The sequence below is a fragment of the Solibacillus sp. FSL W8-0474 genome (assembly GCF_038004065.1).
In the GTDB taxonomy this organism is placed as follows: Bacteria; Bacillota; Bacilli; order Bacillales_A; family Planococcaceae; genus Solibacillus; species Solibacillus faecavium.
Window position 1 is genome coordinate 482,980 of the sequence record NZ_JBBOQJ010000001.1, and the last position, 24,581, is coordinate 507,560.

At 38.4% G+C, this 24,581-nt stretch carries 26 protein-coding genes, 1 riboswitch and 1 other annotated feature; of the genes, 15 read left to right on the forward strand and 11 right to left on the reverse strand.

Features of this window, described 5'->3' with window-relative positions:
* Positions 1-3 precede the first annotated feature (3 nt).
* Positions 4-211: a binding site (T-box leader), on the reverse strand.
* A gap of 171 nt (positions 212-382) precedes the next feature.
* The gene (locus NYE67_RS02440; protein ID WP_191700740.1) at positions 383-868 is read right to left on the reverse strand and encodes a QueT transporter family protein; all 486 of its coding nucleotides are present in this window, start codon (positions 866-868) and stop codon (positions 383-385) included.
* Between the two features lie 5 nt (positions 869-873).
* A riboswitch (PreQ1 riboswitch) is annotated at positions 874-918 on the reverse strand.
* A gap of 292 nt (positions 919-1,210) precedes the next feature.
* On the opposite strand from NYE67_RS02440, the gene NYE67_RS02445 reads away from it, so the two are divergent.
* The 3 genes from NYE67_RS02445 (at position 1,211) to NYE67_RS02455 (ending at position 4,251) form a co-directional block, all read left to right on the forward strand.
* Positions 1,211-2,227: an ABC transporter substrate-binding protein gene (locus NYE67_RS02445; protein WP_191700741.1), complete on the forward strand. Its 1,017-nt coding sequence runs from the start codon at positions 1,211-1,213 to the stop codon at positions 2,225-2,227.
* Positions 2,228-2,423: 196 nt separating this feature from the next.
* Positions 2,424-3,464, forward strand: coding sequence for an ABC transporter permease (locus NYE67_RS02450; RefSeq protein WP_191700742.1), 1,041 nt, complete (start codon positions 2,424-2,426; stop codon positions 3,462-3,464).
* Positions 3,457-4,251 carry an ABC transporter ATP-binding protein gene (locus NYE67_RS02455; RefSeq protein ID WP_191700743.1) on the forward strand — a complete coding sequence of 265 codons (795 nt, stop codon included), beginning with the start codon at positions 3,457-3,459 and terminating at the stop codon, positions 4,249-4,251. The genes NYE67_RS02450 and NYE67_RS02455 overlap by 8 nt, the downstream gene beginning before the upstream one ends.
* Positions 4,252-4,331: 80 nt before the next feature.
* On the opposite strand, the gene ilvA is transcribed toward NYE67_RS02455, so the two are convergent.
* A complete protein-coding gene (gene ilvA, locus NYE67_RS02460; protein ID WP_191700744.1) occupies positions 4,332-5,594 on the reverse strand; it encodes a threonine ammonia-lyase IlvA in 1,263 nt (420 codons plus the stop codon).
* A gap of 347 nt (positions 5,595-5,941) precedes the next feature.
* On the opposite strand from ilvA, the gene NYE67_RS02465 reads away from it, so the two are divergent.
* A complete protein-coding gene (locus NYE67_RS02465; protein WP_340726890.1) occupies positions 5,942-6,691 on the forward strand; it encodes an SDR family NAD(P)-dependent oxidoreductase in 750 nt (249 codons plus the stop codon).
* Between the two features lie 72 nt (positions 6,692-6,763).
* Here the strand turns inward: NYE67_RS02465 and NYE67_RS02470 are convergent, their stop codons facing one another.
* The 4 genes from NYE67_RS02470 to thiD form a co-directional block, all read right to left on the reverse strand.
* On the reverse strand, positions 6,764-8,116 hold the full coding sequence (locus NYE67_RS02470; protein ID WP_340726891.1) for a YjiH family protein: 1,353 nt from the start codon (positions 8,114-8,116) through the stop codon (positions 6,764-6,766).
* A 388-nt stretch (positions 8,117-8,504) separates the two neighbouring features.
* Positions 8,505-9,182 (reverse strand): bacillithiol biosynthesis deacetylase BshB2, encoded by a 678-nt coding sequence (gene bshB2, locus NYE67_RS02475; RefSeq protein ID WP_340726892.1) that lies wholly within the window; start codon positions 9,180-9,182, stop codon positions 8,505-8,507.
* 13 nt (positions 9,183-9,195) lie between these two features.
* Positions 9,196-9,546, reverse strand: coding sequence for a YojF family protein (locus NYE67_RS02480; protein ID WP_340727313.1), 351 nt, complete (start codon positions 9,544-9,546; stop codon positions 9,196-9,198).
* A gap of 111 nt (positions 9,547-9,657) precedes the next feature.
* Complete coding sequence (gene thiD / locus NYE67_RS02485; protein WP_340726893.1) at positions 9,658-10,506, reverse strand: bifunctional hydroxymethylpyrimidine kinase/phosphomethylpyrimidine kinase; 849 nt, start codon at positions 10,504-10,506, stop codon at positions 9,658-9,660.
* Positions 10,507-10,668: 162 nt separating this feature from the next.
* Here thiD and NYE67_RS02490 point away from each other — a divergent pair, with 162 nt between their 5' ends.
* The 6 genes from NYE67_RS02490 (at position 10,669) to NYE67_RS02515 (ending at position 15,317) form a co-directional block, all read left to right on the forward strand.
* Positions 10,669-11,379, forward strand: a complete 711-nt coding sequence (locus NYE67_RS02490; RefSeq protein WP_340726894.1) for a uracil-DNA glycosylase — start codon at positions 10,669-10,671, stop codon at positions 11,377-11,379.
* 39 nt (positions 11,380-11,418) lie between these two features.
* The gene (locus NYE67_RS02495; protein WP_340726895.1) at positions 11,419-11,601 is read left to right on the forward strand and encodes a uracil-DNA glycosylase; all 183 of its coding nucleotides are present in this window, start codon (positions 11,419-11,421) and stop codon (positions 11,599-11,601) included.
* Entirely contained in the window at positions 11,598-11,870 is a 273-nt protein-coding gene (locus NYE67_RS02500; protein ID WP_340726896.1) for a YwdI family protein, read from the forward strand. Before NYE67_RS02495 ends, NYE67_RS02500 begins: the two co-directional genes overlap by 4 nt.
* Before the next feature lie 50 nt (positions 11,871-11,920).
* Complete coding sequence (locus tag NYE67_RS02505; protein WP_340726897.1) at positions 11,921-12,298, forward strand: DUF423 domain-containing protein; 378 nt, start codon at positions 11,921-11,923, stop codon at positions 12,296-12,298.
* Between the two features lie 137 nt (positions 12,299-12,435).
* Entirely contained in the window at positions 12,436-13,611 is a 1,176-nt protein-coding gene (locus NYE67_RS02510; protein ID WP_340729025.1) for an amidohydrolase, read from the forward strand.
* A 20-nt stretch (positions 13,612-13,631) separates the two neighbouring features.
* Positions 13,632-15,317, forward strand: a complete 1,686-nt coding sequence (locus NYE67_RS02515) for a methyl-accepting chemotaxis protein (protein WP_445683003.1) — start codon at positions 13,632-13,634, stop codon at positions 15,315-15,317.
* 68 nt (positions 15,318-15,385) lie between these two features.
* Here NYE67_RS02515 and gerQ read toward each other — a convergent pair whose 3' ends face one another.
* Entirely contained in the window at positions 15,386-15,697 is a 312-nt protein-coding gene (gene gerQ / locus NYE67_RS02520) for a spore coat protein GerQ (RefSeq protein WP_191700760.1), read from the reverse strand.
* 414 nt (positions 15,698-16,111) lie between these two features.
* Here gerQ and NYE67_RS02525 point away from each other — a divergent pair, with 414 nt between their 5' ends.
* Positions 16,112-16,297: a hypothetical protein gene (locus tag NYE67_RS02525; RefSeq protein WP_340729026.1), complete on the forward strand. Its 186-nt coding sequence runs from the start codon at positions 16,112-16,114 to the stop codon at positions 16,295-16,297.
* Between the two features lie 225 nt (positions 16,298-16,522).
* On the opposite strand, the gene hemQ is transcribed toward NYE67_RS02525, so the two are convergent.
* Positions 16,523-17,260 carry a hydrogen peroxide-dependent heme synthase gene (gene hemQ / locus NYE67_RS02530; RefSeq protein WP_340729027.1) on the reverse strand — a complete coding sequence of 246 codons (738 nt, stop codon included), beginning with the start codon at positions 17,258-17,260 and terminating at the stop codon, positions 16,523-16,525.
* 164 nt (positions 17,261-17,424) lie between these two features.
* Between hemQ and NYE67_RS02535 the strand changes: the two genes are divergently transcribed.
* Positions 17,425-18,252 carry a lipoate--protein ligase family protein gene (locus NYE67_RS02535; RefSeq protein ID WP_340729028.1) on the forward strand — a complete coding sequence of 276 codons (828 nt, stop codon included), beginning with the start codon at positions 17,425-17,427 and terminating at the stop codon, positions 18,250-18,252.
* Between the two features lie 14 nt (positions 18,253-18,266).
* Here the strand turns inward: NYE67_RS02535 and NYE67_RS02540 are convergent, their stop codons facing one another.
* Positions 18,267-18,908 carry an RsfA family transcriptional regulator gene (locus tag NYE67_RS02540; protein WP_340726902.1) on the reverse strand — a complete coding sequence of 214 codons (642 nt, stop codon included), beginning with the start codon at positions 18,906-18,908 and terminating at the stop codon, positions 18,267-18,269.
* Between the two features lie 221 nt (positions 18,909-19,129).
* Here NYE67_RS02540 and NYE67_RS02545 point away from each other — a divergent pair, with 221 nt between their 5' ends.
* Positions 19,130-19,354: a DUF1450 domain-containing protein gene (locus tag NYE67_RS02545; protein ID WP_008404549.1), complete on the forward strand. Its 225-nt coding sequence runs from the start codon at positions 19,130-19,132 to the stop codon at positions 19,352-19,354.
* A 185-nt stretch (positions 19,355-19,539) separates the two neighbouring features.
* A complete protein-coding gene (locus tag NYE67_RS02550; RefSeq protein ID WP_340729029.1) occupies positions 19,540-20,847 on the forward strand; it encodes an HD domain-containing protein in 1,308 nt (435 codons plus the stop codon).
* 539 nt (positions 20,848-21,386) lie between these two features.
* Here NYE67_RS02550 and NYE67_RS02555 read toward each other — a convergent pair.
* Entirely contained in the window at positions 21,387-21,572 is a 186-nt protein-coding gene (locus tag NYE67_RS02555; protein WP_191700766.1) for a 2-hydroxymuconate tautomerase, read from the reverse strand.
* Between the two features lie 65 nt (positions 21,573-21,637).
* On the opposite strand from NYE67_RS02555, the gene NYE67_RS02560 reads away from it, so the two are divergent.
* Positions 21,638-22,150: a YwhD family protein gene (locus NYE67_RS02560; RefSeq protein ID WP_340726904.1), complete on the forward strand. Its 513-nt coding sequence runs from the start codon at positions 21,638-21,640 to the stop codon at positions 22,148-22,150.
* Positions 22,151-22,481: 331 nt separating this feature from the next.
* Here NYE67_RS02560 and NYE67_RS02565 read toward each other — a convergent pair whose 3' ends face one another.
* On the reverse strand, positions 22,482-24,539 hold the full coding sequence (locus tag NYE67_RS02565) for a transglycosylase domain-containing protein (RefSeq protein WP_340726905.1): 2,058 nt from the start codon (positions 24,537-24,539) through the stop codon (positions 22,482-22,484).
* Positions 24,540-24,581: the final 42 nt, after the last annotated feature.

Consider the following 24,581-nt stretch of genomic DNA (forward strand, 5'->3'; position numbering starts at 1 on the left):
TTTGCTGAGGACGATCTGCACCGCGTTGCCACCTCGATTGAAGCTATAAAATAGCCTCCACTTAAACCTGATAACGGCAGGGTACCGTCCGCCGACTAATGCCGGCAGCTTTCATAAGGCCCATTCACATTTACCTTTTGACGTATTTTCACCAGCCATACGCTCTCTATACAAAACGGGAAATGCTACTCTTCTTATTCAACAATTTACTCAACTAAACTCTTCTCAACTGAAACGGTGGTCGCGCTCCCGCAACCTGCTACCGTAATGTAATATTTTGAATATGCTTATTCTAACACTGAAAATAAAAATGTCAAACAATTCTAAAAAAACTTAACCAAAAAACCCACCGACTAAATGCCAGTGGGTGAAACGATATATGTTAGATCAATTTTTTGAAATCAAGTCGTTTATTTAAAGTGTACATGATAGGTGCGCCAACTGCTAAAACAACAAACTCCCCAAATGCTACAAATAACCATGTCTCCCAAAACGGAAAGTCCAACACTAGGTTAAGCTGTGCCGCAATGATAAACATTGTAAACGTAAAGAGTGTCGTATTAATAACTAAACGTGCCCAAATGTTTTTTACAAACTTACAGATGAAAATAAAAATACCAAGTGTAAGAATAGTATGTCCTACGCCAAAAATTAGGTCAATTGGACCGACAGATGACATAAGGAAATTGGAAAAAAATACACCCAATACAACACCCAGCATAAAACGGGGGTTGAAGGCGATCAGATGATTAAATATTTCGGCAATACGGAACTGTACTTGTCCAAAACTAATCGGGGCAACTAGCATTGTTATTGCAATATATAATGCTGCAATAATTGCACTAGTTGCAAGAAACTTTACTTTCATATTAATTCCTCCTAGTTTTTTAACGTGGGATGGTTACGAACCACGCAAAGCAACTGCAATCATAGCAATATTAAAAAAGAAAGTAAAGAATTATAGAACTAATTTCCCTTCAAAGTTCAATAAATTGACAAATGATAAAATTTTGAATAATACATATATAATTCAGTGGTTTAAAGCGCGAAATTAACATGTAGGGATAATGAGTAATTCAATTTAATATCTGAACATTCTAAATCTTATTGACTATCTGAAAATGAAGAGGTAATATAATTTTAATTCACACTTCATCCAAATGAAGTTCGTCGCTTTAAAGCGTCAGAGAATAATAGGGGGATAAATTATATGACACGTAAATTAACGAAGCTTTCCTTTTTAGTATTTGGGCTTCTTTTACTTTTAGCAGCATGCGGTGGAGAAGAGCAAGATACTGCTACTAATGCTACAGCTAGTGACGGAGGAACAGAGTCTGCACAAACTGATGAAGCAAAAACATTTAAAATCGGAACAACTCAAATCGTAGAGCACCCATCATTAGATGCTGCAAAAGAAGGATTCAAAAAGGCGATTGAAGATGCAGGAATTAAAGCGGAATATGTGGATAACTCAGCTAATGGAGATAACAGTACAAACATGACAATTGCACAACAATTAGTAAGCGATAATGTAGACCTGATTTTTGCAAACTCAACACCATCTGCACAAGCGGCAAAAGGTGCAACTGCTGATATTCCAATTATCTTCACATCGGTAACCGATGCGGTAGGTGCGGAATTAATCGAATCAATGGCAACTCCAGGGGCAAACGTTACTGGAACAATTGATTTACATCCGGAAACAATGCCAAAAACAATGGCGTTTTTAAAAGAACTCGGTGTAAAAAATGTCGGGATGGTTTATAACGCTGGAGAGCAAAATTCAGTAGCCCAAATTTCAACTGCTAAAGAATTAGCAGCAAAAGAAGGTATTACAATTGTAGAAGCATCTGCTTCAACATCAGCGGAAGTAAAACAAGCAACTGAATCATTATTAGGTAAAGTAGAAGCGTATTACATCATTACAGATAACACAGTTGTAAATGCATTAGAATCAGTTATCGATGTAGCAAATGCAAACAAATTACCATTAATCGTTGGTGAATTGGACTCTGTAGCACGTGGCGGGTTAGCAGCATACGGTTTTAATTACTACGATATCGGTTATGAAGCAGGGCAAATGGCAGCTCAAATTTTATTGGAAGGGAAATCTCCTTCTGAAATTCCGGCAGCATACCCAGCAAACTTAAAATTAGTCATCAATAAAGCGGCTGCAGAAAATTTAGGCTTAGAAGTTAAACCTGAGTGGGAAGCAGAAGTACAATAATTTGAATGCTGGTAAATAGCCAGGAATAAATATTCGCGCTTGTGCCCTCAAAGAAGGTCTGCCTAAAGTCATCGTAATGAAATCCAAGGCTAATATTCTAGAGGGTCCTAGCGCGAATTAACGTTTAACTACTTTTTAATGGATACTCATAAGCTCGCAAGGTGCAGTGGATAAAAATTATAGGAGATGATTCGAGATGTTTACAGCTTTGTTTGGGTCGGTAGAGCAAGGAATCATCTATGCAATTATGGCACTGGGTGTTTATTTAACATTCCGGGTGCTGGATTTTCCGGATTTAACGGTTGATGGAAGCTTTGTAACGGGTGCAGGTACGGCCGCAATGATGATTGTACTTGGCTATAATCCGATACTCGCAACATTGGTCGCAACAGTTGCTGGATTTATTGCTGGATGTATGACAGGAATTTTACACACTAAAGGGAAAATCAATCCGCTGCTTGCAGGGATTTTAATGATGATCGCGCTTTATTCTATTAATCTTCGCATTATGGGATTAAGCTCCGATACGGGTGTAACAAGACCAAATATTCCACTCTTAAATTCAGAAACAATTTTTACAGTATTTAATAATTTTTGGGCAAGTTTAGGCATTGATTCAGTCATCTCAAATGCTTTAAAGTCAATGGGTATGACAACGGTGCCAACAACTTGGGGTATTTTAGCCGTTATGCTTGTTGTGACGATTATTATTAAGCTTATCGTTGACTGGTTCTTAAAAACGGAAGTCGGTTTGGCGATTCGTGCAACAGGGGACAACAAACGGATGATTCGCAGTTTTTCGGCAAATACTGATTCATTAGTTATTTTAGGGTTAGGTATTTCAAACGGTATGGTTGCACTGTCCGGGGCATTAATTGCGCAATATACAAAATTTGCGGATGTTGGATTAGGTATCGGGATGATTGTTGTCGGTTTGGCCTCTGTTATTATAGGGGAAGCTATTTTTGGTGCTAAATCGATTGTACGCGTAACCTTCGCTGTTATTGCCGGGGCAATAATTTACCGTATGATTTACGCTTTAGCGTTGCGTGTAAAATGGCTGGATTCAGGTGATATGAAATTAATAACAGCATTTATCGTTATTTTGGCATTAGTAATTCCGCAAATCGTTAATAAGTATAAAGAAAAGAAACGTAAGGCAAAACGTTTGGAAGAACGAATGGCACTACAAAAGGCAAAATTAAAAGTTGAGCAGGGAGGGAATGGCCTTGCTTAAATTGGATAGTATCAATAAAGTGTTTAACGAAGGAACACCCGATGAGAAAATGGCATTGGATAATATTAATTTGCACTTAGCACCTGGCGATTTTGTCACAATAATTGGAAGTAATGGTGCAGGAAAATCGACAATGATGAATATGATTTCCGGGGCCCTAACACCCGACTTTGGATCCGTCATTATTAATGGCAATGATTTAACACGTTTACCTGAACATAAGCGGGCGGTACATATTGGCCGTGTGTTCCAGGATCCAATGGCTGGTACAGCACCTACAATGACGATTGAAGAAAATTTGGCGATTGCCTATTCACGCAATGCCAAACGCACACTTCGGTTCGGTGTAGATAAAAAACGCCGTGAATTTTTCAAATCCTCATTAGAAAAATTGCACCTGAATTTAGAAAACCGTCTAAATGCAAAGGTAGGTCTATTATCTGGTGGTGAACGCCAAGCATTAAGTCTATTAATGGCTACCTTTACGAAGCCTTCCATTTTGCTACTCGATGAACATACAGCAGCACTGGACCCATCACGTGCAGAGCTTATTACAAAGCTGACAAAAGAGTTGGTGGAAGAAAGTAAGCTGACAACGCTTATGGTTACGCATAATATGCAGCAGGCGTTGGACTTAGGCAATCGCTTAATTATGATGGACAAAGGGCAGATTATCCTGGAAGTAGGGGAAGATCGAAAACCGGCACTAACGATTCCGGATTTAATGACCGAATTCGAGCATATCCGCGGAGAAAAAATGAATTCAGATCGCGCGCTATTAGGCTAAATTAAAATCCCGACAATCATTGTGGTAATGACTGTCGGGATTTTTTATATAGATGGAATGAAAAAGGTTTTAGCCAGGAGCTACACAAGCAGTGCAAACAATGTACTGTCCTTATTGACCTCTTTATATTCAAAACCATTGGCCAACATGCGCTCGATTAAACCGGCGCGGTCATCAGGGTGGGCAAGTTCAATCCCTACTAATGCCGGACCACTCTCTTTATTGTTTTTCTTCGTATATTCAAAAGTTGTAATATCATCATTCGGCCCAAGCACTTCGGCCAAAAATTGTCTTAGCGCCCCGGAACGTTGTGGGAAGCTAACGATGAAGTAATGTAATAGTCCTTCGTAAATAAGCGAGCGTTCTTTAATTTCCTGCATCCGTCCGATGTCGTTATTTCCACCTGAAATAATGATAACAACGGATTTCCCCCGGATTTGTTCCGCATAAAAATCAAGAGCTGCAACTGACAAAGCTCCAGCTGGTTCGGCTATAATTGCATGCTTATTATATAAGTCTAAAATCGTAGTACACACTTTTCCTTCTGGAACAGTAATAATATCGTCCAAATAATGCTTACATACTTCATACGTTTCCTGCCCGACACATTTAACAGCAGCACCATCGACAAATTTATCAATCCAGTCGAGAGCAATAGGCTCCTTATTTTCAAAGGCAGACTTCATACTTGCTGCACCGGCAGGCTCTACGCCAATGATTTTACTTGTAGGTGATAAGTTTTTAATGTAGGCGGATACGCCGGACATTAAACCGCCGCCACCTATGCTGCCGAAAATATAGTCAATCGGTTCCTCGATATCATTCATAATTTCGACGGCTACAGTTCCTTGACCCGCCATGACGTCAACATCATCAAATGGGTGGATGAAAATACGGTTCTCTTCTTCACAATAAGCTACTGCGCTTTCCGCTGAGTCATCGAATGTATCACCGGCTAACACAATTTCAACAAAGTTCCGGCCAAACATACGAACCTGATCGATCTTTTGTTTTGGTGTTGTTTTTGGCATGAAAATGGTTGCTTGAATTTCAAGCTTTGCACAGGCATAAGCAACACCTTGTGCATGATTCCCAGCGCTTGCACATACGACACCAGAAGCACGGGCCTCATTTTCGATTTTCTTAATTTTATAATAGGCACCGCGTAATTTAAAGGACCGAACATGCTGTAGGTCTTCACGCTTAAAATAAATTTTTGCACCATACTTTTCGGATAAATATTCATTTAATTGCAGCGGGGTATGCACGACTACATCTTTTAAAAAATGATGGGCAATCAATACATTTTCAACTGCAATTGTTTTAGGTTGAGCAACTTCCATTTTCATGTGACCTCCGTAATCAGTTTAAAGATTACATCATTCTATCATAAATTTGTGCTTATGAGACCTAAAAAGTCAGTAAATTTAGAAAGTTCTTAAATTATTCATAATGAAAGCGTTTTATTGAAGAAAATAATTTATTTCATACTACCTTAATAAAGAAAGTTGCATATCTGTTTAGCAAATCGGATAGCCTTATGAAGAATTGTCAGAACCCGTATTTACCGTTTTATTGTTTATGTAAAGAAGTGAAGGGGTAAAAAATACAATGCTATGGCAGTGGAATTTTGTTTTATAGTAAATCAATTTTTTACAAGTTCCAAGAACATATCTAGGAGGAATTAAATATGACTAAAACAGCTATTATTACAGGTGGGGGAAGCGGATTAGGTCAATCGACAGCTATCCGTATGGCCCAAGAAGGTATAAATATTGCAGTAGTGGATGTAAGCGAAAAAGGCGGAAATGAAACCGTCGAAAAAGTAAAAGCACTTGGCGTTGATGCTATTTTTATAAAAGCAGATGTTTCAAAAGCAGAGGAAGTAAAAAAATATGTAGACGAAACAATGCAGAAATTCGGTTCTATCGATTACTTCTTCAATAATGCGGGGATTTCGGGAAGCGGGAAATATTATTTAGATACAACAATCGAAGAAATTGAACAGATTGTTGGCATCAATTTGTTAGGTGCATTATACGGGGTACGTTATGTAGCAGAAGTGATGCTGAAAAATGGTGGAGGTTCAATTGTGAATACAGCCTCAAGTGCTGGTGTCATTGGACAGGACTCCGTTGTCACATATTCAGCAACGAAACATGGAATCATTGGTTTAACGAAGAGTATGGTAGCAGAGTATGCAAAGGACGGTTTACGTGTCAATGCCATTGCACCGGGGCCAACTGAAACACCAATGGTAAAAACATTTTTTGAAGCAAATCCGCAAATGAAGGAAAATGCAACAAGTGGAATTCCACAAAAACGCTTAGGGACACCTGAGGAAGTGGCAGAGCTCGTAACTTTCCTATTAACATCAAAAGCAGAATATATTAATGGGGAAGTTATCCGTATTGATGGTGGATTCACTAGCACAAAATAAAATATGAAAAGGGCTGCTCGAAATGTCAGAGGAAAATCTGATCTTTCGGCAGCCCTTTATTTTTTGTTCGATTTAGAATAGTAAATGTGCGATTGCCGCAATAATCGGAATCGAAATAATTGTACGGATTAGGAAGATAACGAATAAATCCCAAATCTTTAATGGAAGCTTCGTACCTAAGATTAATCCACCGACTTCCGACATGTAAATCAATTGCGTAACAGATACCGTTGCAATGAAGAAACGTGTCATTTCCGATTCAATGCCTGCGCCTAAAATTGAAGGTAATAGCATATCAGCAAAACCGACAATCATTGTTTGTGCGGCTTCACTTGCTTCTGGAATTTGAAGAAGTGCTAAAATAGGCTCAAACGGCATTCCTAAAATACGGAAGAAGCTTGTAAATTCAGCTAAAACTAATGCAATTGTTGCAAATGCCATAATAATAGGTGTTACCGCAAACCACATTTCCAATACATTCACAAACCCGTTCTTCACCATTTTACCTAAGTTGCGGTTTGAATTCGCTTTATTTAATGCATTGTGTAAGCCGTATGAAAATACATTAAAGCCCTCTTGTACATCTTCACGATTGGCAGGTACTTCACTACCGTCAATTAACGTATCCGCTTTTTGCTTAAGCGGGTAAATACGTGGCATAATAAATGCTAAAATTAATCCACAAATAATTACAGAAGCATAAAACTCAAGGAAGTAATCCCCAATGCCAATTGTTTCAACAACTACTAAGCAGAATGTAATCGAAACGACAGAAAATGTTGTGGCGATTGTTGCAGCTTCACGCCCCGTATAATTTTTATCTTCATATTGCTTGCTCGTCAGTAAGACACCAATTGTCCCGTCACCAACCCAAGAAGCTAAGCAGTCAATTGCAGAGCGGCCAGGAATTTTGAATAGGGGACGCATAATCTTCACCATCATTGACCCGAAAAATTCAAGTAAACCGAAGTCAGTCAATAATGGTAGTAATAATCCGGCAAATAGGAATAATACAAACATGAATGTTACAAGACCAGCAGCAGGATCGAGCAGCACACCTGTTGTTACATCACTTTTCAGACTCTCTGGCCCAATTTGGAAAACATACATACTTGCGAAAATAACTGCAAGTACACGCATAATTGTCCAGAACCAGTTAACACGGAATAAAGAATCCGCTAATGTACGAGAACCTTTTTGTGGAATGAATTGCATTGCTACAGAACCCGCAGCAGCAATTATAAACACTATGAATGCGAACCAATGAATAAAAGGTTCAACTTTACCTGCCAAAAAATTAGCAAGAATAGCAATCGGTACTTTTATGCCATCGTCTGTTCCAATCGGAGTAATAAAGATAAACACACCAAGCACAGAAAATGCTATAAAAAGAAACCACGTATAAAAAGAAAATTTCTTTGTCATATATATAACCTCTTTAATTTGTTAGTTGAATATTTATACACTATAAATCTTGAATATTCATTTGTCTACTGTTTTGCGTAAAGATTAAATTTTCAGAAATATATGTTGAGTAGGAAGGCTTTATCTTTACCCTATGTAAAAGATTTGAAAACCAAATTGAATTGATTCATTATTTTTATCCCAGCCAGTTATGGAATGGCGGAGCTTATAAAAAAATGCATATTTTAGTATGACACCCAAGAAGTTTTATATGTAGGAAAAAGCTGGCTTTAATAGAGAGAAAAAAATAAGCGCTTGCAAATTTTGGTTGAATTCCAAACTTGCAGCGCTTTTCATTTCGATGTTTGTCTCAGCTTCTTTCCAATTGGACATACGAAGAATAAGACTTTTAATCGTTAAATGTAACATTATAAAATTTTTCAGTATTTAACCAGCTGTCCGATAAAACTTCACCTTCGTCGACACGTTTTGCTGTTTCCTGCAACATCCAGCCAGTTTGAGAAATATGGGCTTTTAGCGCCTTTAATTTGTCTTCTTTAACAGATTGGATATCAATTGTTACATGGGGCTCTCCATTTTTCTCGACTGTATCGTTGGCAAAAGCACATGCTAAAATACGGGGACGATATTGCTTATCAATCCGACGAACGGCCTCTACTACTGCACGACCAGTTGCTTCATGGTCAGGGTGCACTGCAAAACCAGGTAAAAATGTGAAGATTAAAGAAGGATTAAGTTCCACAATTAAATCGGTTACGAGTTTGATCATCTTTTCATCATCTTCAAATTCCACCGTTTTATCACGTAAACCCATCATACGTAAATCTTCTATACCCATCGCCTCACAAGCAGCCATCAGTTCTTTTCTACGTATTTCCGGTAATGATTCACGAGTGGCGAACGGAGGATTTCCTAGATTCCGGCCCATTTCCCCTAATGTTAAACAAGCATATGTAACAGGAACTCCCATATTGTGATATAAGCGTAATGTACCTGCAACCGAAAAGGCTTCATCATCGGGGTGAGGGTAAACGACCAAAACATGGCGTTCTTCTTGTAATGTCATGTAAGCAACCTCCTTAATAAGCAAATGGCGATTCGCTAATTTCCAACGCAATCGCAAGCTTTCCTGTATTATCAATTCCAGCCATTAATAAGCGACCTTGATCATCTAATTCAAAATGTGTAATTCCTTGTGCATATACCCAACCATGTGGCATTTTCAAGCCAACACGGTGTGGAGCGTCTCCTACAACTTTCCCTAATTCATAACGTAATTGTACATTGCGGATAAATGCTCCTGCATTGAAAAAGCTTTCATTATAGTGTGTTGCATAAGAGCCATTCGTAGTTTCTAGATGAATAAAAACGTCTTTGTTCGCAAAAGAATTAAGTAATTCCTGGAGCTCGTTAGTATTTACTTCCTTCATCACTCTTATTAACTCCTTTCGAATCTATCTGTTAATAGTATAGTCAAATTTTGTGGAGTATGAAAAGAAAAAGTCACACAAGAAGCGAATTCCTGTGTGACTCAGTATATTTTATGCGTTAATGTAGTTTGGGATCGTTGTAACCGTTACTACCGGTGCACCAAAACGGGGTTTAGCACCATGCATAACTGGACCGACATGGTCGTTTAAAGCCCACCCATGTTTAATTGCAGCCGAAACGAATTCCTTCGCTTCTATTACCGATTCTTCAACAGAGAGACCATTTGCTAAGTTGGCACAAATACTTGCTGCAAATGTACAGCCTGCCCCGTGATTGTAAGTTGAAGTGACTTTTTCAGATTCAAGTAACTTGAATTCCTGTCCATTATAAAATAAATCAACCGCTTTATCATGAACTAATGCTTTTCCGCCTTTAATGACAACATTTTTTGCCCCAAGCTCATGTATTTTTACTGCGGCAGCCTGCATTTCCTCAATTGATTTTGGTGTACCTGTTCCAGCCAGTTGACCTGCTTCAAAGAGGTTAGGTGTAACAACTGTAGCATGAGGTAATAGATAGTTAACCATAGCTGTTGTATTGCCAGGATTTAAAACTTCGTCATCGCCTTTACATACCATTACTGGATCGATAACTACTTTATTCGTTCCTGAAGATTGAATAGCCTGTGAAGCCATTTGTATAATCTCTTCTGTAGAAAGCATCCCTGTTTTAATTGCATCTACTCCTGTAGAAAGGGCTGTATCGATTTGTTTTTGCAAAAGGTCTGTCGGCAATGGTGTCACAGTATGGCTCCAAGTTTTAGGATCCATTGTCACGACTACTGTTAATGCGACCATTCCGTAAGTGCCATGTTCCTGGAAAGCTTTTAAATCTGCTTGCATCCCTGCACCTGCGGAAGTATCAGAACCTGCAATTGTTAAAGTTTTTTTAAGTGTCATAAAATATATCTCCTTAAAGTGAATATTCGAATAATAATTATGCTTAGTATAGCGCTTATCTGACTATATAAAAATAGTCAGAAAAAGAAAAAACTTTAAGGTCAGAAGAAATTACTTGAACTTCTTTATGAATTTCAATACCGTTTGAGATGAGGTGAAACTATGATTGAACAATTAACAAATAGTTGGAAGGAAATATTGGCCGCACAAGAACAGCAATCTTATTATAAAAACTTGCAAAGTTTTTTATCCACGCAGTATGAGTTGGAAACTGTTTATCCAAAAAAAGAACATATTTTAAATGCCTTTAGGCTGACAGATTATGATGCGGTTAAAGTAGTCATTTTAGGACAAGATCCATATCATGGTCCCAATCAGGCGCATGGACTTAGCTTTTCAGTCGAACAAGGGCAAAAATTGCCACCAAGCTTAAGAAATATGATGAAAGAGTTACAGCAGGATATGGGCTGCGAAATACCTGATCATGGAGACTTAACATCCTGGGCAAAGCAAGGTGTTTTATTGTTGAATACTGTATTAACTGTCCAGGCAGGAAAAGCGAATTCTCATAAAGGACAAGGATGGGAACAGTTTACTGATACAGTTATCGAAAAACTTGCAGAGCGTGTTCAACCAATCGTCTTTTTATTATGGGGAAAGCCGGCTCAAAGTAAACGGATTTTAATTGAACGAATTTCCGATAAGCATATTATTCTCCAAGCACCTCATCCAAGTCCATTAAGTGCCCATCGTGGATTTTTTGGAAGCAGACCCTACTCAAAAACAAATGAAGCGCTTCAGTCGATAGGTGAAAAGCCTATAAATTGGTGTTTAAATGAGAATGGTTCTAAACAATCTAAACTTTTACTGTGAAGCATGGTAAAGTAATGATAGAAAGAGAGGGAGCGGCAAATGAAAGTTGATTGCTTTAAATGTCATTTTTTCCGTGTGACATGGGATCAAAATAATCCGCGCGGGTGCACGGCTTACGGTTTTAAAACGAAGCAGCTACCATCTCTTGTTGTAAAACAGTCATCGGGAATGGATTGCTTAAAGTTTGTGCCGAAAAATAGAGGAGGGAAAAATGGGAGATGATCACGTATGAAACAATCATCAAACAAATTGAAAAGTTGACCGCAGAAGCTACTCATGCGACAACGGAGCAACTGGCTCGTGAAAAGCTCACGGCTATTCGTGCATTATGTGATGTCGTATTGGATGAAAAAATAAACTCTACAAAGCTCCCGGCTACAAATCTTGTCAGTACGACTGTTTCCTCACCGGTATATACACAGCCTGTTGCAATTCCATCGCAAAAGCTCGAGGAAGAGGATGCAAATGGGGATTCACTTTTTGATTTTTAATTGTTATTACTAAATAGGGCGTTGAACATATAAAAGAAAGAGGTAAGATAATGAAAGGTTCAATTATATCAGGAGCGATTCATGGCTTTTTAGCAGTTGCATTAGGCGCATTCGCAGCACATGCATTGGAAGATATGCTAGATGACTACAGTACGGGAATATGGGATACAGCCATACAATATCAAATGTTCCATGCAACAGCACTTATATTAGTAGGTATATTAATGTCAAAGGCTATTTTAGGTGAAGTAAAGCAACTAAAAATAGCAATGATTTGTTTTAATGCAGGAATCGTCATTTTTGCAGGAAGTCTAATGGTATTAGCTTTAACAGGAATCGGAATATTGGGGGCAATTACTCCAATCGGTGGCGTCTTATTTTTAATTGGTTGGATAATGGTTATAATTTCAATAGTAAAAAAGTCATAGATAGATAGAAGGCGTATACTCCTAAAAATGGTAGTATATGCTTTTTTTATTATTTTACTAGGAAAAATAAATCTTTTATCTAAATTGTTTGAATTTATTGTATAGTTATAAAGTAGGTTAGTAAAGGGGTAAGGAAAATGAACCAATTATTATTAAAGCTGGAAGATCATTTTGAAGAAATGGTGATTATACGTCGCTATTTACATGAGCATCCGGAAGTATCGCATGAGGAAGTACATACACCTGCATACATTGCGAATTTTCATCGTGAGCTTGGATTAGAAGTACGCGAATATGTAGGAGGACGTGGAGTTGTAGCCACACTAAGAGGTGCCAAGCCAGGAAAAACGGTCGCTTTACGTGCGGATTTTGATGCATTGGCTATTCAGGAATTAAATGATGTGCCTTATAAATCTAGAAACGATGGGGTAATGCATGCGTGTGGTCACGACGGTCATACTGCAACATTGCTCGTTTTAGCAAAAGTACTGGTGGGCATGCGGGAACAATTGTCCGGTAATATTGTTTTTATTCATCAGCATGCAGAGGAGTTAGCTCCTGGTGGTGCATTGGCCATGATTGAAGATGGCTGCCTAGACGGTGTGGACGTTATTTTTGGGACACATTTATGGGCACCAACCCCATTAGGCGAAGTACTTGTAAAAGATGGGGCAATTATGGCGGCAGCAGACCGATTTGAAATTGTGATTCAAGGTAAGGGTGGACATGGCGCAGAGCCACAGCATTCAGTGGATGCAATAGTCGTCGGAGCCCACTTTGTTACGCAAGTACAGACCATTACTTCCCGCCGGATCGCACCGCTTCAATCGGGGGTTGTGACAATTGGTCAGTTTGAAGCTATCAATCCGTTTAATGTCATCGCCGATACAGTGAAAATACAAGGGACTGTACGTGCTCTAGATGAACAGGTCCGCAGGCAAATAAAAGAAGAAATTGAATTATTGTTAAAAGCAACATGTTTAGGGATGCACGCTACCTATAGTTATGAATATTTCGATGGGTATCCACCTGTTGTTAACCATGAAGAACAGACAAAGTTTATAGCGAAAGTAGCGGAGCAAACGAGTGGAGTGGAAAAGGTTACTGAGTGTCCACCATTTATGATTGGGGAGGATTATGGCTATTATATGCAGCATATTCCAGGCACATTTTTCTTTACAGGAGCCAAAGATCCGCAGTGGGAAGCCGTTTACCCACATCATCATGCCAAATTTAATTTTGATGAAAGAGCCATGCTGATTGCCGCGAAAGTATTAGGACAGGCTGCATTGGACTTTCTAGAGAATGATTGACAGAAGGAAGGGATATGAAAATGAGTGTTGGGAAAAAGTTGAATTCTGCTTTCATTTTAATGATTGTCTTAATTACGATTACTGTAGTTCTTAACTTTATTAGTTTAAATAAAATTCAGGACGATATGGATGAAGCACTTGATCATCGTGTTGAGCAAATCCGTACGGTCGATCAAATCCGCCTGAATATAGGGATGCAAGGGATGTATGCACGTGCCATCGTGTTGGACGGCAAAGAGGAATCTTTCGATAACTTTAAGCAATACAATGAATTATTGGACACGGAAATTGATTATTTGGAATCAATGGTTGTAGGTGGTGCGATGACGGAATATATGGAGCAAGTAAAGAAGTTCCGCGATGATTTTAACAATGGTTACCTTGATATGGTTGATGCATATAATCGCGGGGATCAAACACTGGCAAATGGATTTATTAATACGAAGCTTCATGTGGCAAGTAATGGCATGTTTGATGTAACAAATCAGATTGTCGAATATCAGGAACAGCAGCTTGATGAGATTACTACAAAGGCCGACAATTCAATTGCCTTTTCTCAAACGGTTGCAAGCATTGCCTTGGCAATTAGTATATTTATAGCTGTACTCGTGATGTTATTTATTCGTAAAACAATTACATCACCATTAAAGAATATCGTAAAAGAAGCGAATATTATTGCTTCAGGAGACTTATCACAGCAGGATTTTGTTGTGAAAACAACTGACGAAATTGGTGAGCTAGGCAAATCCTTTAATTTGATGAAAAGCAATCTAGCCAACCTTATTAAAAATATGCAAATGAATTCAGAGCAAGTAAGTGCTGCTGCACAAGAACTTTCAGCGAGTACAGAGGAAATCACGGCAACAACAGAAGATGTGACGACACGTGTTAGTCATACAGCAGAAAGATCTCAAATTTCTGCACATGCTTCGAACGAAAGTGCTCGTGCAATGGAAGAGACAGCAGCCGGAGTACAGCGAATTGCAGAAGCGACTCAAAAATTACATGGCAATTCTGTTGAAGCGACACAAACAGCGAGAAATGGTGGTCAAATTATTCATGATGCACAACAGCAAATGAAAATTATTAGTTCATCCACAAATTCAGTTAATGATTTAGTGCAAAAGCTTGCACAACAAACAGAGGAAATCAATAATATCTCGCAAATTATTACGGCAATTACAGATCAAACGAATCTGCTTGCATTAAATGCTGCAATTGAAGCGGCGCGGGCAGGGGAACATGGAAAAGGATTTGCAGTTGTAGCAGATGAAGTACGTAAGCTGGCAGAGCAATCGAAAAACTCAGCTAATTCAATCGTCAACTTAACACTTGAAATTAAAGCAGATACAGAAAATGTCGAGCGTGCTGTATCGGACTCTTTAATATCTGTAAACGACGGAGTGAATATCATTACAAATGCAGGTCAATCCTTTACATCGATTGTGGAAGCAGTAACCGAAATGTCTATGCAAATAGAAGAAATTTCAGCTACATCGGAACAGCTTTCGGCAAGTGCAGAACAAGTAACTGCTTCGGTAAATGAAATTGCCAATGGCTCAAACGAATCGAGCAGCCACCTTGAAATGATAGCAGCTGCCGTGGAAGAACAAACGGCAACGATGCAGCAAGTCAATGCAGTAGCAGCTACATTAAGTGACAATGCCCAAAACCTACAGCAGGAAATACAGCAATTTAAAGTGTAAATATAAAAAGCAAGGTGCTTTGTGAAGGCACCTTGCTTTTTTATGCACTTTAAAAGACTTACCGCCTATTAAGGTGTTTGAGTAAAGTAGCTTAATTCCTCATCAAATTCCGCATAATCAAAGTAAATCATCGGGAACAAGAAGCGATGGTTATTCTTTAAATCACGTAAAATAACATGGTCGCGTCCTGCTGCTTCGACCACACCGCGAACAGCACGCGTATTGCTGCCAGCTACCGCATTATCAAATGAAAAATAAAATGTACCTGGTTTCCCACGATTTAACCGAAGAATATTCTCAATATAGGATTCCTCTCGTGGAAAGCCTACCCCCTGCATAGTCGAAGGCATTGTAACCGCCGAAGGGTTCATTTGTTGCATTGGAGACGTCCAGTAATAAGTCAATTTTGCATCCTTTCATTAAATAAATTTAGTTTACCGCTAGACAATTGGCAGTTGCCGATACACATAACACTCAACTTCAATATGTGACTACTACGCTATTGTCCATACTACTAGGCAGGTCAACCGAATAACCTTTTGTAGCATCTTAATCGAACAGGAAGATTATCTTTTGTTTGAACTATAGGCGTTCTAAGTAACCTCCTTTTTCGTTTTAGTATATGCATAAAAAAAAAGTTGAACACCGATACAGTGTTATTTTTTGAATACCTGACATACTATAGAGTAATTTATTTAGGGAGATGTAATAAATTTTAATGAAATGGGTACTATAAATTACATAAATAGAAGATTGTTGCCCATTGTTAATGAAAATCGCGGGAGTGGAACCTCATGAAAATAGGAATATGGTTAGGGATAATAATTAGTGCATTTTTGTCCTATGCAGTTGCGATATTCTATGAACAACCGATTCATTGGTATTTACTAATCCTTCTCATCGTAACGGGTTTGTTCATTAATACCATTATTATTATTTTAAAATTACAGGATGATCCTACTGAAGGTGAGTCGAATTAATCGACTCGCCTTTTTCCTTTTTTGGGAGAAGGTGGCGAATGTGTATCATAAAAGTGTCGATTATATATAGGGGAGTGGAGAATAAGTGTGGACGATTGACGAATAACGAGAGAAAAGTGTTTAATAAAAATTTTCTTCGTTAACTTGATTCATAAATAAAGCCCGTCCAGCAACTTGAATGAATGGATAAACCAAATATCAAGAGGTTGAACGGGTATATGAGTATTAAATCGCTAATAATTTTTCTAGTTTTTCGTTGTCTAATAAGTTACCTACTAGGAACTCACCGAACTCGCCATAGCGGGCTGATACTTCATCAAAGCGCATTTCGTAAACGATTTTTTTAAATTGAAGCATGTCATCAGAGAATAATGTAACGCCCCACTCATGATCGTCTAAACCGACAGAACCTGTAATGATTTGTTTGATTTTACCTGCATAGCTGCGGCCGATCATCCCGTGGTCATACATCAGTTTTTTACGATCTTCCATAGAAAGCATGTACCAATTGTCATTACCATCGCGCTTTTTATCCATTGGATAGAAGCAAACGTATTTTGACTTCGGCAATTCAGGATATAAACGCGCACGTACATGTGGGTTTTGGTATGGATCTTCATCCGACTTCCCAGCTAGATAATTTGATAATTCTACAACCGAAACATAAGAATAGGTTGGAATAGTGAAATCCGCAATTGCTAATTTAGCAAATTTTGTTTCGATTTCGTTTAATTCTTCCGGTGTTTCGCGTAATGTCATCATCATGAAATCTGCTTTTTGACCAATAATAGAGTAGAAAGCATTCGAACCTGTATCTTTATTTAATTCTTCTAAAAATGCGATAAATTCTTTCGTAGCGGCTTCGCGTTCTTCAGCTGAAACTAATTTCCATGATGCCCAATCAATCGAACGGAAATCATGTAATGCATACCAGCCATCTAAAGTAATTGCTGCTTCATTCATGTGCTTAAACACTCCTTGTAAATGAAAATGATTCACAGTTAGTGTAGCATAAATCAATAAAAAAAAATCATTTCAACCTCGCATAATCGATATTTTCACCAATTTGACATCACTTTGAATTGAGGTATGCTAAAGTGAAGAGAAATTAAGCTAGGAGTATATGTATGAACGAAATTTTAAAACAAACGAAGTGGCGTTTAATTGATCAATCGATTAGTGCAAATAAACGCTCACCTTTAGAGTCATTTGCGATGGATGACACACTTTGCCATCTCGTTGGACAGCACATGTCAGATGCCACAATTCGTACATGGGTGCATTATGATTCAGTAGTGTTAGGCATTCAGGATCACCGATTACCGTATATAGAAGAAGGCATGCAAACATTAAATTTTCACGGTCATGAACCGATTGTCCGGAATTCAGGAGGGTTAGCTGTTGTACTAGACGGGGGAGTGTTGAACATTTCCATTGTCATAGGGGAGGACAAACCGCTTAGTATTAACAATGCCTTTGAAATGATGGTTGATTTGATTCGACAGCTTTTTCCAGAAATAGCAACTAAAATAGAAGCATATGAAATTGTCGGCTCGTATTGTCCAGGTTCATATGATTTAAGTATCGATGGTAAAAAGTTTGCCGGAATATCACAGCGCCGTATGAAAAACGGAATTGCTGTACAAATCTACTTATGTGTAGAAGGTAGCGGAAGTGAGCGGGCAGAGCTGATTAAGCAATTTTATGAGGCAGGTCTAAAAGGTGAGGAAACGAAATTTCAATATCCGGACATTAAACCGGACGTTATGGCTTCATTACAGCAACTGACAGGACAAGACATCACTGTATCCCAAGTGAATGAGCGCCTCCGTAAATTATTAGCCCAATGGAATGGACAGTTAAATGAACAACCATTGCAGCAAACTGAAATAGAACTATATGAATATTATTTACAGCGCGTATTAAAGCGCAATGAATCAATGTTAAATAAATAAAAAAAGGCGAGGTGCTAATATAGCGCTTCGCCTGAATCATTTAATGATGACTGTGAAATTAAGTTGCCGTTTCGCTCCATTTTGAATGTCGGTGCATTCGGCTCTGAATCTTCTAGTGCCACAAGTCTTCTAGCGCGATTCATAATAGATACAAATTGCTCGTAATCTTCTTTAATCGCTTTATTTTCTTTTTGAAGTGCAGCCAATTGCTGTTCAAGCTGAGTCTTTTGTTCTGTTAACAGTGATGTTAATTTACGCCACTTTACTAAATCTTGCTCATTTGAATTCGTATGTTGCAACTTTACTAAATATGCAATAACGATATCCAATGATAATGCCGATAGTGGAATGGAAGTCGGCTGATTTTCATTTGAAGGCATTAAGTATAAAGGCGTTGTTCTGCGCTTTGTTGCCGTATTCATCATACGCATACGCTCTTTTCGTTCCTTTTTCGCCTGTGCCAAATCTTCCTCGTAAATACGTCTTACTACTGCATTCCAGCGGAAACCACACGCTGCAGCTGTTCTGTTCAATAGATCACCAGCCTCTTCAAAAGCATTAAGCTGTGTGCTTCCTTCTTTAACATGGCGCAAAACAGCTTCTGCCAATAACTCATCATTCTCTTTTACCCACGCATCTTGTCTTGTTTTTGTCATTTAAAACTCCCCCTAATCATTTCATAGTTTTGTTGTTGTAAATCTATCATGTCCAAAGGGGAAAACATTTATTCAATATATCGTAAATTGTTGATAGAATAATGAGAAATATATTCCTATCAGACCTTTGACGGAATTGCTAGTATATACTTGAATGGAATAAGCAATATGCGATACAATAAAGAATAGGTTAAAATAGCTAATAGAAAGGTGTTGACACTATGGCAAACTTATTTCACGTTTGCGATGAATGTCAGGCCGTTAATTTAAAGACGTTAATTCCAAAATTAAAAGAAATTGATCCAGAAGCAACGATTGAAATTGGCTGTCATTCATACTGTGGTCCAGGCCGCAAAAAAACATTTACATTTGTAAATAATCGTCCAGTTGCCGCATTAACTGAAGAGGAGTTAATGGTAAAGGTACTAGACAAACTAAAAAAGTAACGACGTAGGGGACCTGTCCTGAAATAATTTTCAGAATAGGTCCTTTTCGCGTTTATAAGGGTTTTGCAGATGAAAATGATCTATAAAGAATTTAATTAAAGACAATAATGCTTTTGCCTAATGGATTCATTTCTTTTTCACTGAGAACTCACTTATAATAAGGAAAAGGGATAAGGAGGTCGGCTATGTTGACGACATATGCAAAAATAAAACTGCAAGAGGAAAAAGTTTTTAAAGACCCTGTCCATCGTTATATTCATGTTAGGGATCAAGTGATTTGGGATTTAATAAAAACAAGAGAATTTCAAAGACTGCGCCGTATTAAACAGCTAGGTACCACATATTTAGTATTCCACGGAGCGGAGCATAGCCGTTTTAATCACTCATTAGGAGTGTACGAAATTGTACGCCGTATTGTAGATGACGTATTCAGAGGAAGAAAAGAATGGGACGAATCTGAGAGATTACTCGTATTATGTGCAGCGCTCTTGCATGATTTAGGGCACGGCCCGTTTTCCCATGCCTTTGAAAATGTGTTTGAGACAGATCATGAATATTTTACGCGTCAAATTTTACTAGGGGAGACAGAAGTAAATGCGGTACTGCGCAGGGTTTCAGAGGACTTCCCTGAGAAAGTCGCCCAAGTAATAGAAAAAACATATCCGAACGAATTGGTTGTCAGCTTAATTTCAAGTCAAATTGACGCCGATCGAATGGATTATTTACAGCGTGATGCCTATTATACAGGCGTTAGCTACGGTCATTTTGATATGGAACGTATTATGCGTGTTATGCGCCCCCGTGAAAATGGCGTAGTTATAAAAGAAAGTGGAATGCATGCAGTAGAACATTATATTATGAGCCGTTACCAAATGTATTTGCAAATTTACTTCCACCCTGTATCACGCAGTGCAGAAGTTGTACTCAATAATATTTTAAAGCGGGTAAAAGTGTTATGTGCGAGTAATTATGTCTTTAAATATGAGCCAACGCCTTTTATTGCTTTTTTCAAAGGTGATGTCACGCTGGAAGATTATATAGCATTAGATGAAAGTATTATGCTCGCATACTTCCAATTTTGGATGAAAGAAGAAGATCCAATTTTACGGGATTTATGTAGAAGATTCGTGAATCGGAAACTGTTCCAATATACAAATCTCAACCCTTTTAAGCAACCTGAAGTATATGCAGAGCTGCGCCGTCTATTTTTAGAGGCGGGTATGGACCCGGATTATTATTTAGTCCATGATTCCACATCCGATTTGCCATATGACTTTTATCGACCAGGAATTGAAGGGACAAAAAAGCCAATATATTTACTTATGCGAGACGGTGAACAGTGTGAGCTATCAGAGGAAAGTCAAATAGTTGAAGCAATTGCCGGCCGCATAAAAGTGGACCATAAAGTTTACTATCCGGAAGAGTTATTCGATGACGAGAACATTCCGGAAACATTACGTCAGGAAATACAGAAACTAATTGAGCATATATAAAAAAGAGACTAAGGCAGAAGTGGATAAGGAAAAGGGTCTTATATTGATTGGAATGGAGGGCGAGTGTAGCTGACGGCTTATGTAACTTTACTTCTAAATCTAGCGGTAAAATAAGTTGATTCATGTTTTAATCTTTAAATATAGGGACACTTCTTTCGTTTGAAATTTGGTGGTAGGATACTTAAATTTTAACAGAGAGTGTCCTTTTTTCATGCCAGAAATTATGCAGAGATTTACTTGATATAGAAGGGAAATTAGTTGTTCGGAGTGAAGGCGGCGACTCCCAGGGGACAAGTACGTGGGAGAGACTACAGGCTCGAGCCGTGCCCCCAGGAAAGCGTCCGCCGTAACGGAGAACAACGGCTACGAAGTAGACACAATAAGAAAGCAGTTCAAATTTTACTAATCGTAAAATTTGAACTGCTTTTGATTTTGAGGCGGGTTTTGTCCCAGGCCCATCATTTTTAGATTATGACCCAGTCCCATTTGCACTGCAATTTTCATTGTGTACTGCGTAGTCAGCTGAAATATAGGACAAATTAATTGTCGCTGTATCGCACGCCACCTTTTGCAAAGTGGTTTTTAGACATTTCTTCGATGATAATGGATACATTTTCTACTGGTGCGTCAACTGTTTTTGAAACAGCTTGTGTCACTTCTTCTACAAGCGCTCGCTTTTGTTCTTCTGTACGCCCCTCAACCATTTTAATTGTAACGATTGGCATATAGTCGCCTCCTAGTTAAAATATAGTGTATAGTATTTATATTAGCGTATTTGGAGGTATTTACAATGGCAAATGAAGAAAATTCTAAACCAAAAATGGGTTTTACGATTATTAAAAATGATCCAACCGATGGACATAAAGGTTTTGGCATTGGCTCACTTTCTCTAGAAAATGTGTCGCCAGTCATTGTCGATGTCGCAGAAGGAACGGCGATTGTTGATATAGGTGCAATGCATGCAAAAAGTGAAGTAGAGCGTGGTATTAAATTTACAACGAACCGTGAAGACTCAGCAGGTGGTAAAAATTACTGGTTAGTATGGGTGACGATTGACCATAAGGAATCCGGTGCCTACTTTGCAGGCGTAACTGCATGTGAAATGGTTGTAAACCGTGAAAAACGCCGCGGCTATAAAATATTGGCGGATCATGTAAACAGAATGGATAAATCTATGAAGCGCCATATAATCGTTGATCATATGGATGCACCATCAAAAAAAATATTGGCAGACTTCCTGAAAAGCCACAATGAAGAAATGTGGAACAATAGCGATGAAAAATTAGCAAATGATTTAGCGTAAAATGACTTATAGGGTAAATATAAGACACAAATAAATTGATAATCAGTCAATTATTTTTTTGGGAAAATGAATTCATCCGGTGAACAATATGTGACATTTCAAGAACATCCTAATCGGTGGTTGAAACTGCTTCCAAAAGAAAGTAAACTGATTTTAAAGCTTGCAAAGTAGTAGGCTAGGACACGTGGAAAATGAATAGTGATGAGTATTAAGCGGCATTTGAACTTTCCCAAGCCGAATGCCCCATGATTCTCATCCTTTCGTTAACCACAATAGAAAAGCTCTTTCGTTTTACGGACTAGAACCGGAAACGAAAGAGCTTTTTTAATTTTTAGTCCCAAAAACCTTTGAATGCTTCAAATGGTAATGTTTCAAAGAAATTACCCCATGTATCGGTATCGAAGAAATCGAATGTTCCACATGATTCCGTTGGGATATCTGCTGTTTTCATATAAACGACACGTTGGTTCGGACAGGAGGCATCGGCTAAATTACCACTTAGAATATCAACCGTAACAGGCTCGACGCCACTTGGCATTTTAAAAGTTTCGTTTGCTTTTCCATCAAGGGCGGTTTCCATAAAATCGATCCACACTTGTTTGGAAGCTGCCATATCTGCCTGCACAGATAGTGTTTTCCCTTGGTCATAGCCATTCCATACACCGGCAGTTAAGCTAGGTGTAAAGCCAATCATCCATTGATCACTATTTGTCGTCCCCGATTTTGCTGCATACGTGTGGGACATTCTAGAGCGTAAAGATAGACCGGTTGCAGGAGAGTAATCACTAAATACAGGATCGAATATTCCTGTCATCATTTGTGTGAGAACAAAAGCATCCTGTTCAGAAATTACTTGTTCTTTCTCCGGTTTTTTATATTTATAAACAACTTTCCCTTTTGCATCAGTAATCGATAATACGGTAACCGGTTTTCTCTTTTCTCCACCAGCTGCAAGTATGTTATATGCATTTGTTAAATCATACAGCGAATTTTCAGCGGTTCCCAAAGCAATGGAAGGGATATCTTTTTCAGAATATTGAAGTCCAAAGCGTTTTTGAATATCCCGGAAGGAACGGTAGCCGATTCCTTCCAATGTTTTTACAGCATAAATATTGTCGGAAATAGCCAATGCTTGGGCTAAGGAAATGGCATGATCTGCAAATTTATTATTGACGTTTTGTGGTGTATAAGTTGCTCGTCCACTATCATAAGTGAATGTTGTCTCACTAACATCTAAAAACGACATTGGGTGAAAGTCCTTTTCCAGGGCAGCTGCGTATAAAATCGGCTTGATGGCGGAGCCGGGTTGACGATTTCCCAATGAGACCCGATTAAAGGGGCTTATACTATAATCACGTCCTCCTACAAGCGCTGTTACATAACCAGTATGTGCATCCATACTAACAAAACCAACCTGTAAATCACTATTAGGCATATTCGTTTTAATTGCATTTTCGGCTGCACGCTGATGCGCCTGGTTCAATGTTGTTTGAATCGTCCATCCACCTTCATTAATACTAAGGTTTTTGGATTTTAATATGTCAGTCGCTTCTTCCCTAACAGCATCCAAAAAGTAAGGTGCTATCGACTTTGACGCAATCCATTGATCACTTTTTAGTACAACTTGTTCAGACGTAGCACGTGTTTTTTCATCTTCTGTAATCTTTCCTTGATCAGCCATTAATCGTAAAATAACTTGCTGACGATTTGTCGCCTTTTTTAAATCATTTAGTGGCGAATAATACGTCGGCCCTTTTGGAACACCGGCAAGCATAGAAGCTTCGGCTAATGTTAAATCCTTTGCTGATTTGTCATAAAAATAACGGCTCGCTGCTTCTACACCATACATTCCATGTCCGTAGTAAACCGTATTTAAATAGCCTTCTAAAATTTCTTCTTTGGAGTAAAATAACTCTAAACGATAGGCAAATAAGGCTTCATTTATTTTTCGGGTCCATGTTTTTTCATGTGTTAAATAAAGGTTACGCGCATATTGCTGAGTAAGTGTACTAGCTCCTTGGACCTTACCTCCCGCTTTAATATCTGCTAAAACGGCACCGGCAATTCGGGAATAGTCAAAACCACTATGGTCAAAGAAGTCTTTATCTTCCACGGCTACAGTAGCGTCAATTAAATAAGGTGAAATATCATCCAATTCTGTCCAATAGCGACGCTCCTCGGTAAAATAATCACCAATTTTATTATTGTTGCTATCCAAAAAGATCGAAGCTTTCGGAACAGTAAGTGGTGGTGCTCCAGCAACTTGTGCATATATACGCAATGAAAGGAACGTTACAGCGAAAAAACATAAAAGGGCAATAGTAACGAGTCCTACTTTTTTTATAAATCTTTTACGACTTTTTCGTTTTTTATATTGCTGTCTTTTCAAGTTTTTCCACCTCATTTCTTTTTTATAGTAAGCAATAAATTT

Bases quoted from the DNA above. Each gene is read 5' to 3' on its own strand.
- NYE67_RS02440 (WP_191700740.1), bottom strand. From the start codon at position 868: ATGAAAGTAAAGTTTCTTGCAACTAGTGCAATTATTGCAGCATTATAT.
- ilvA (WP_191700744.1), bottom strand. From the start codon at position 5,594: ATGGAAGTTGCTCAACCTAAAACAATTGCAGTTGAAAATGTATTGATT.
- NYE67_RS02545 (WP_008404549.1), top strand. From the start codon at position 19,130: ATGGCAAACTTATTTCACGTTTGCGATGAATGTCAGGCCGTTAATTTA.
- gerQ (WP_191700760.1), bottom strand. From the start codon at position 15,697: ATGCAACAAATGAACCCTTCGGCGGTTACAATGCCTTCGACTATGCAG.
- NYE67_RS02510 (WP_340729025.1), top strand. From the start codon at position 12,436: ATGAACCAATTATTATTAAAGCTGGAAGATCATTTTGAAGAAATGGTG.
- NYE67_RS02560 (WP_340726904.1), top strand. From the start codon at position 21,638: ATGGCAAATGAAGAAAATTCTAAACCAAAAATGGGTTTTACGATTATT.
- NYE67_RS02550 (WP_340729029.1), top strand. From the start codon at position 19,540: ATGTTGACGACATATGCAAAAATAAAACTGCAAGAGGAAAAAGTTTTT.
- NYE67_RS02515 (WP_445683003.1), top strand. From the start codon at position 13,632: ATGAGTGTTGGGAAAAAGTTGAATTCTGCTTTCATTTTAATGATTGTC.
- NYE67_RS02480 (WP_340727313.1), bottom strand. From the start codon at position 9,546: ATGAAGGAAGTAAATACTAACGAGCTCCAGGAATTACTTAATTCTTTT.
- NYE67_RS02525 (WP_340729026.1), top strand. From the start codon at position 16,112: ATGAAAATAGGAATATGGTTAGGGATAATAATTAGTGCATTTTTGTCC.
- NYE67_RS02495 (WP_340726895.1), top strand. From the start codon at position 11,419: ATGAAAGTTGATTGCTTTAAATGTCATTTTTTCCGTGTGACATGGGAT.
- NYE67_RS02535 (WP_340729028.1), top strand. From the start codon at position 17,425: ATGAACGAAATTTTAAAACAAACGAAGTGGCGTTTAATTGATCAATCG.
- bshB2 (WP_340726892.1), bottom strand. From the start codon at position 9,182: ATGACATTACAAGAAGAACGCCATGTTTTGGTCGTTTACCCTCACCCC.
- hemQ (WP_340729027.1), bottom strand. From the start codon at position 17,260: ATGAATGAAGCAGCAATTACTTTAGATGGCTGGTATGCATTACATGAT.
- NYE67_RS02505 (WP_340726897.1), top strand. From the start codon at position 11,921: ATGAAAGGTTCAATTATATCAGGAGCGATTCATGGCTTTTTAGCAGTT.
- NYE67_RS02465 (WP_340726890.1), top strand. From the start codon at position 5,942: ATGACTAAAACAGCTATTATTACAGGTGGGGGAAGCGGATTAGGTCAA.
- NYE67_RS02555 (WP_191700766.1), bottom strand. From the start codon at position 21,572: ATGCCAATCGTTACAATTAAAATGGTTGAGGGGCGTACAGAAGAACAA.
- NYE67_RS02470 (WP_340726891.1), bottom strand. From the start codon at position 8,116: ATGACAAAGAAATTTTCTTTTTATACGTGGTTTCTTTTTATAGCATTT.
- NYE67_RS02540 (WP_340726902.1), bottom strand. From the start codon at position 18,908: ATGACAAAAACAAGACAAGATGCGTGGGTAAAAGAGAATGATGAGTTA.
- NYE67_RS02500 (WP_340726896.1), top strand. From the start codon at position 11,598: ATGATCACGTATGAAACAATCATCAAACAAATTGAAAAGTTGACCGCA.
- NYE67_RS02450 (WP_191700742.1), top strand. From the start codon at position 2,424: ATGTTTACAGCTTTGTTTGGGTCGGTAGAGCAAGGAATCATCTATGCA.
- NYE67_RS02490 (WP_340726894.1), top strand. From the start codon at position 10,669: ATGATTGAACAATTAACAAATAGTTGGAAGGAAATATTGGCCGCACAA.
- thiD (WP_340726893.1), bottom strand. From the start codon at position 10,506: ATGACACTTAAAAAAACTTTAACAATTGCAGGTTCTGATACTTCCGCA.
- NYE67_RS02445 (WP_191700741.1), top strand. From the start codon at position 1,211: ATGACACGTAAATTAACGAAGCTTTCCTTTTTAGTATTTGGGCTTCTT.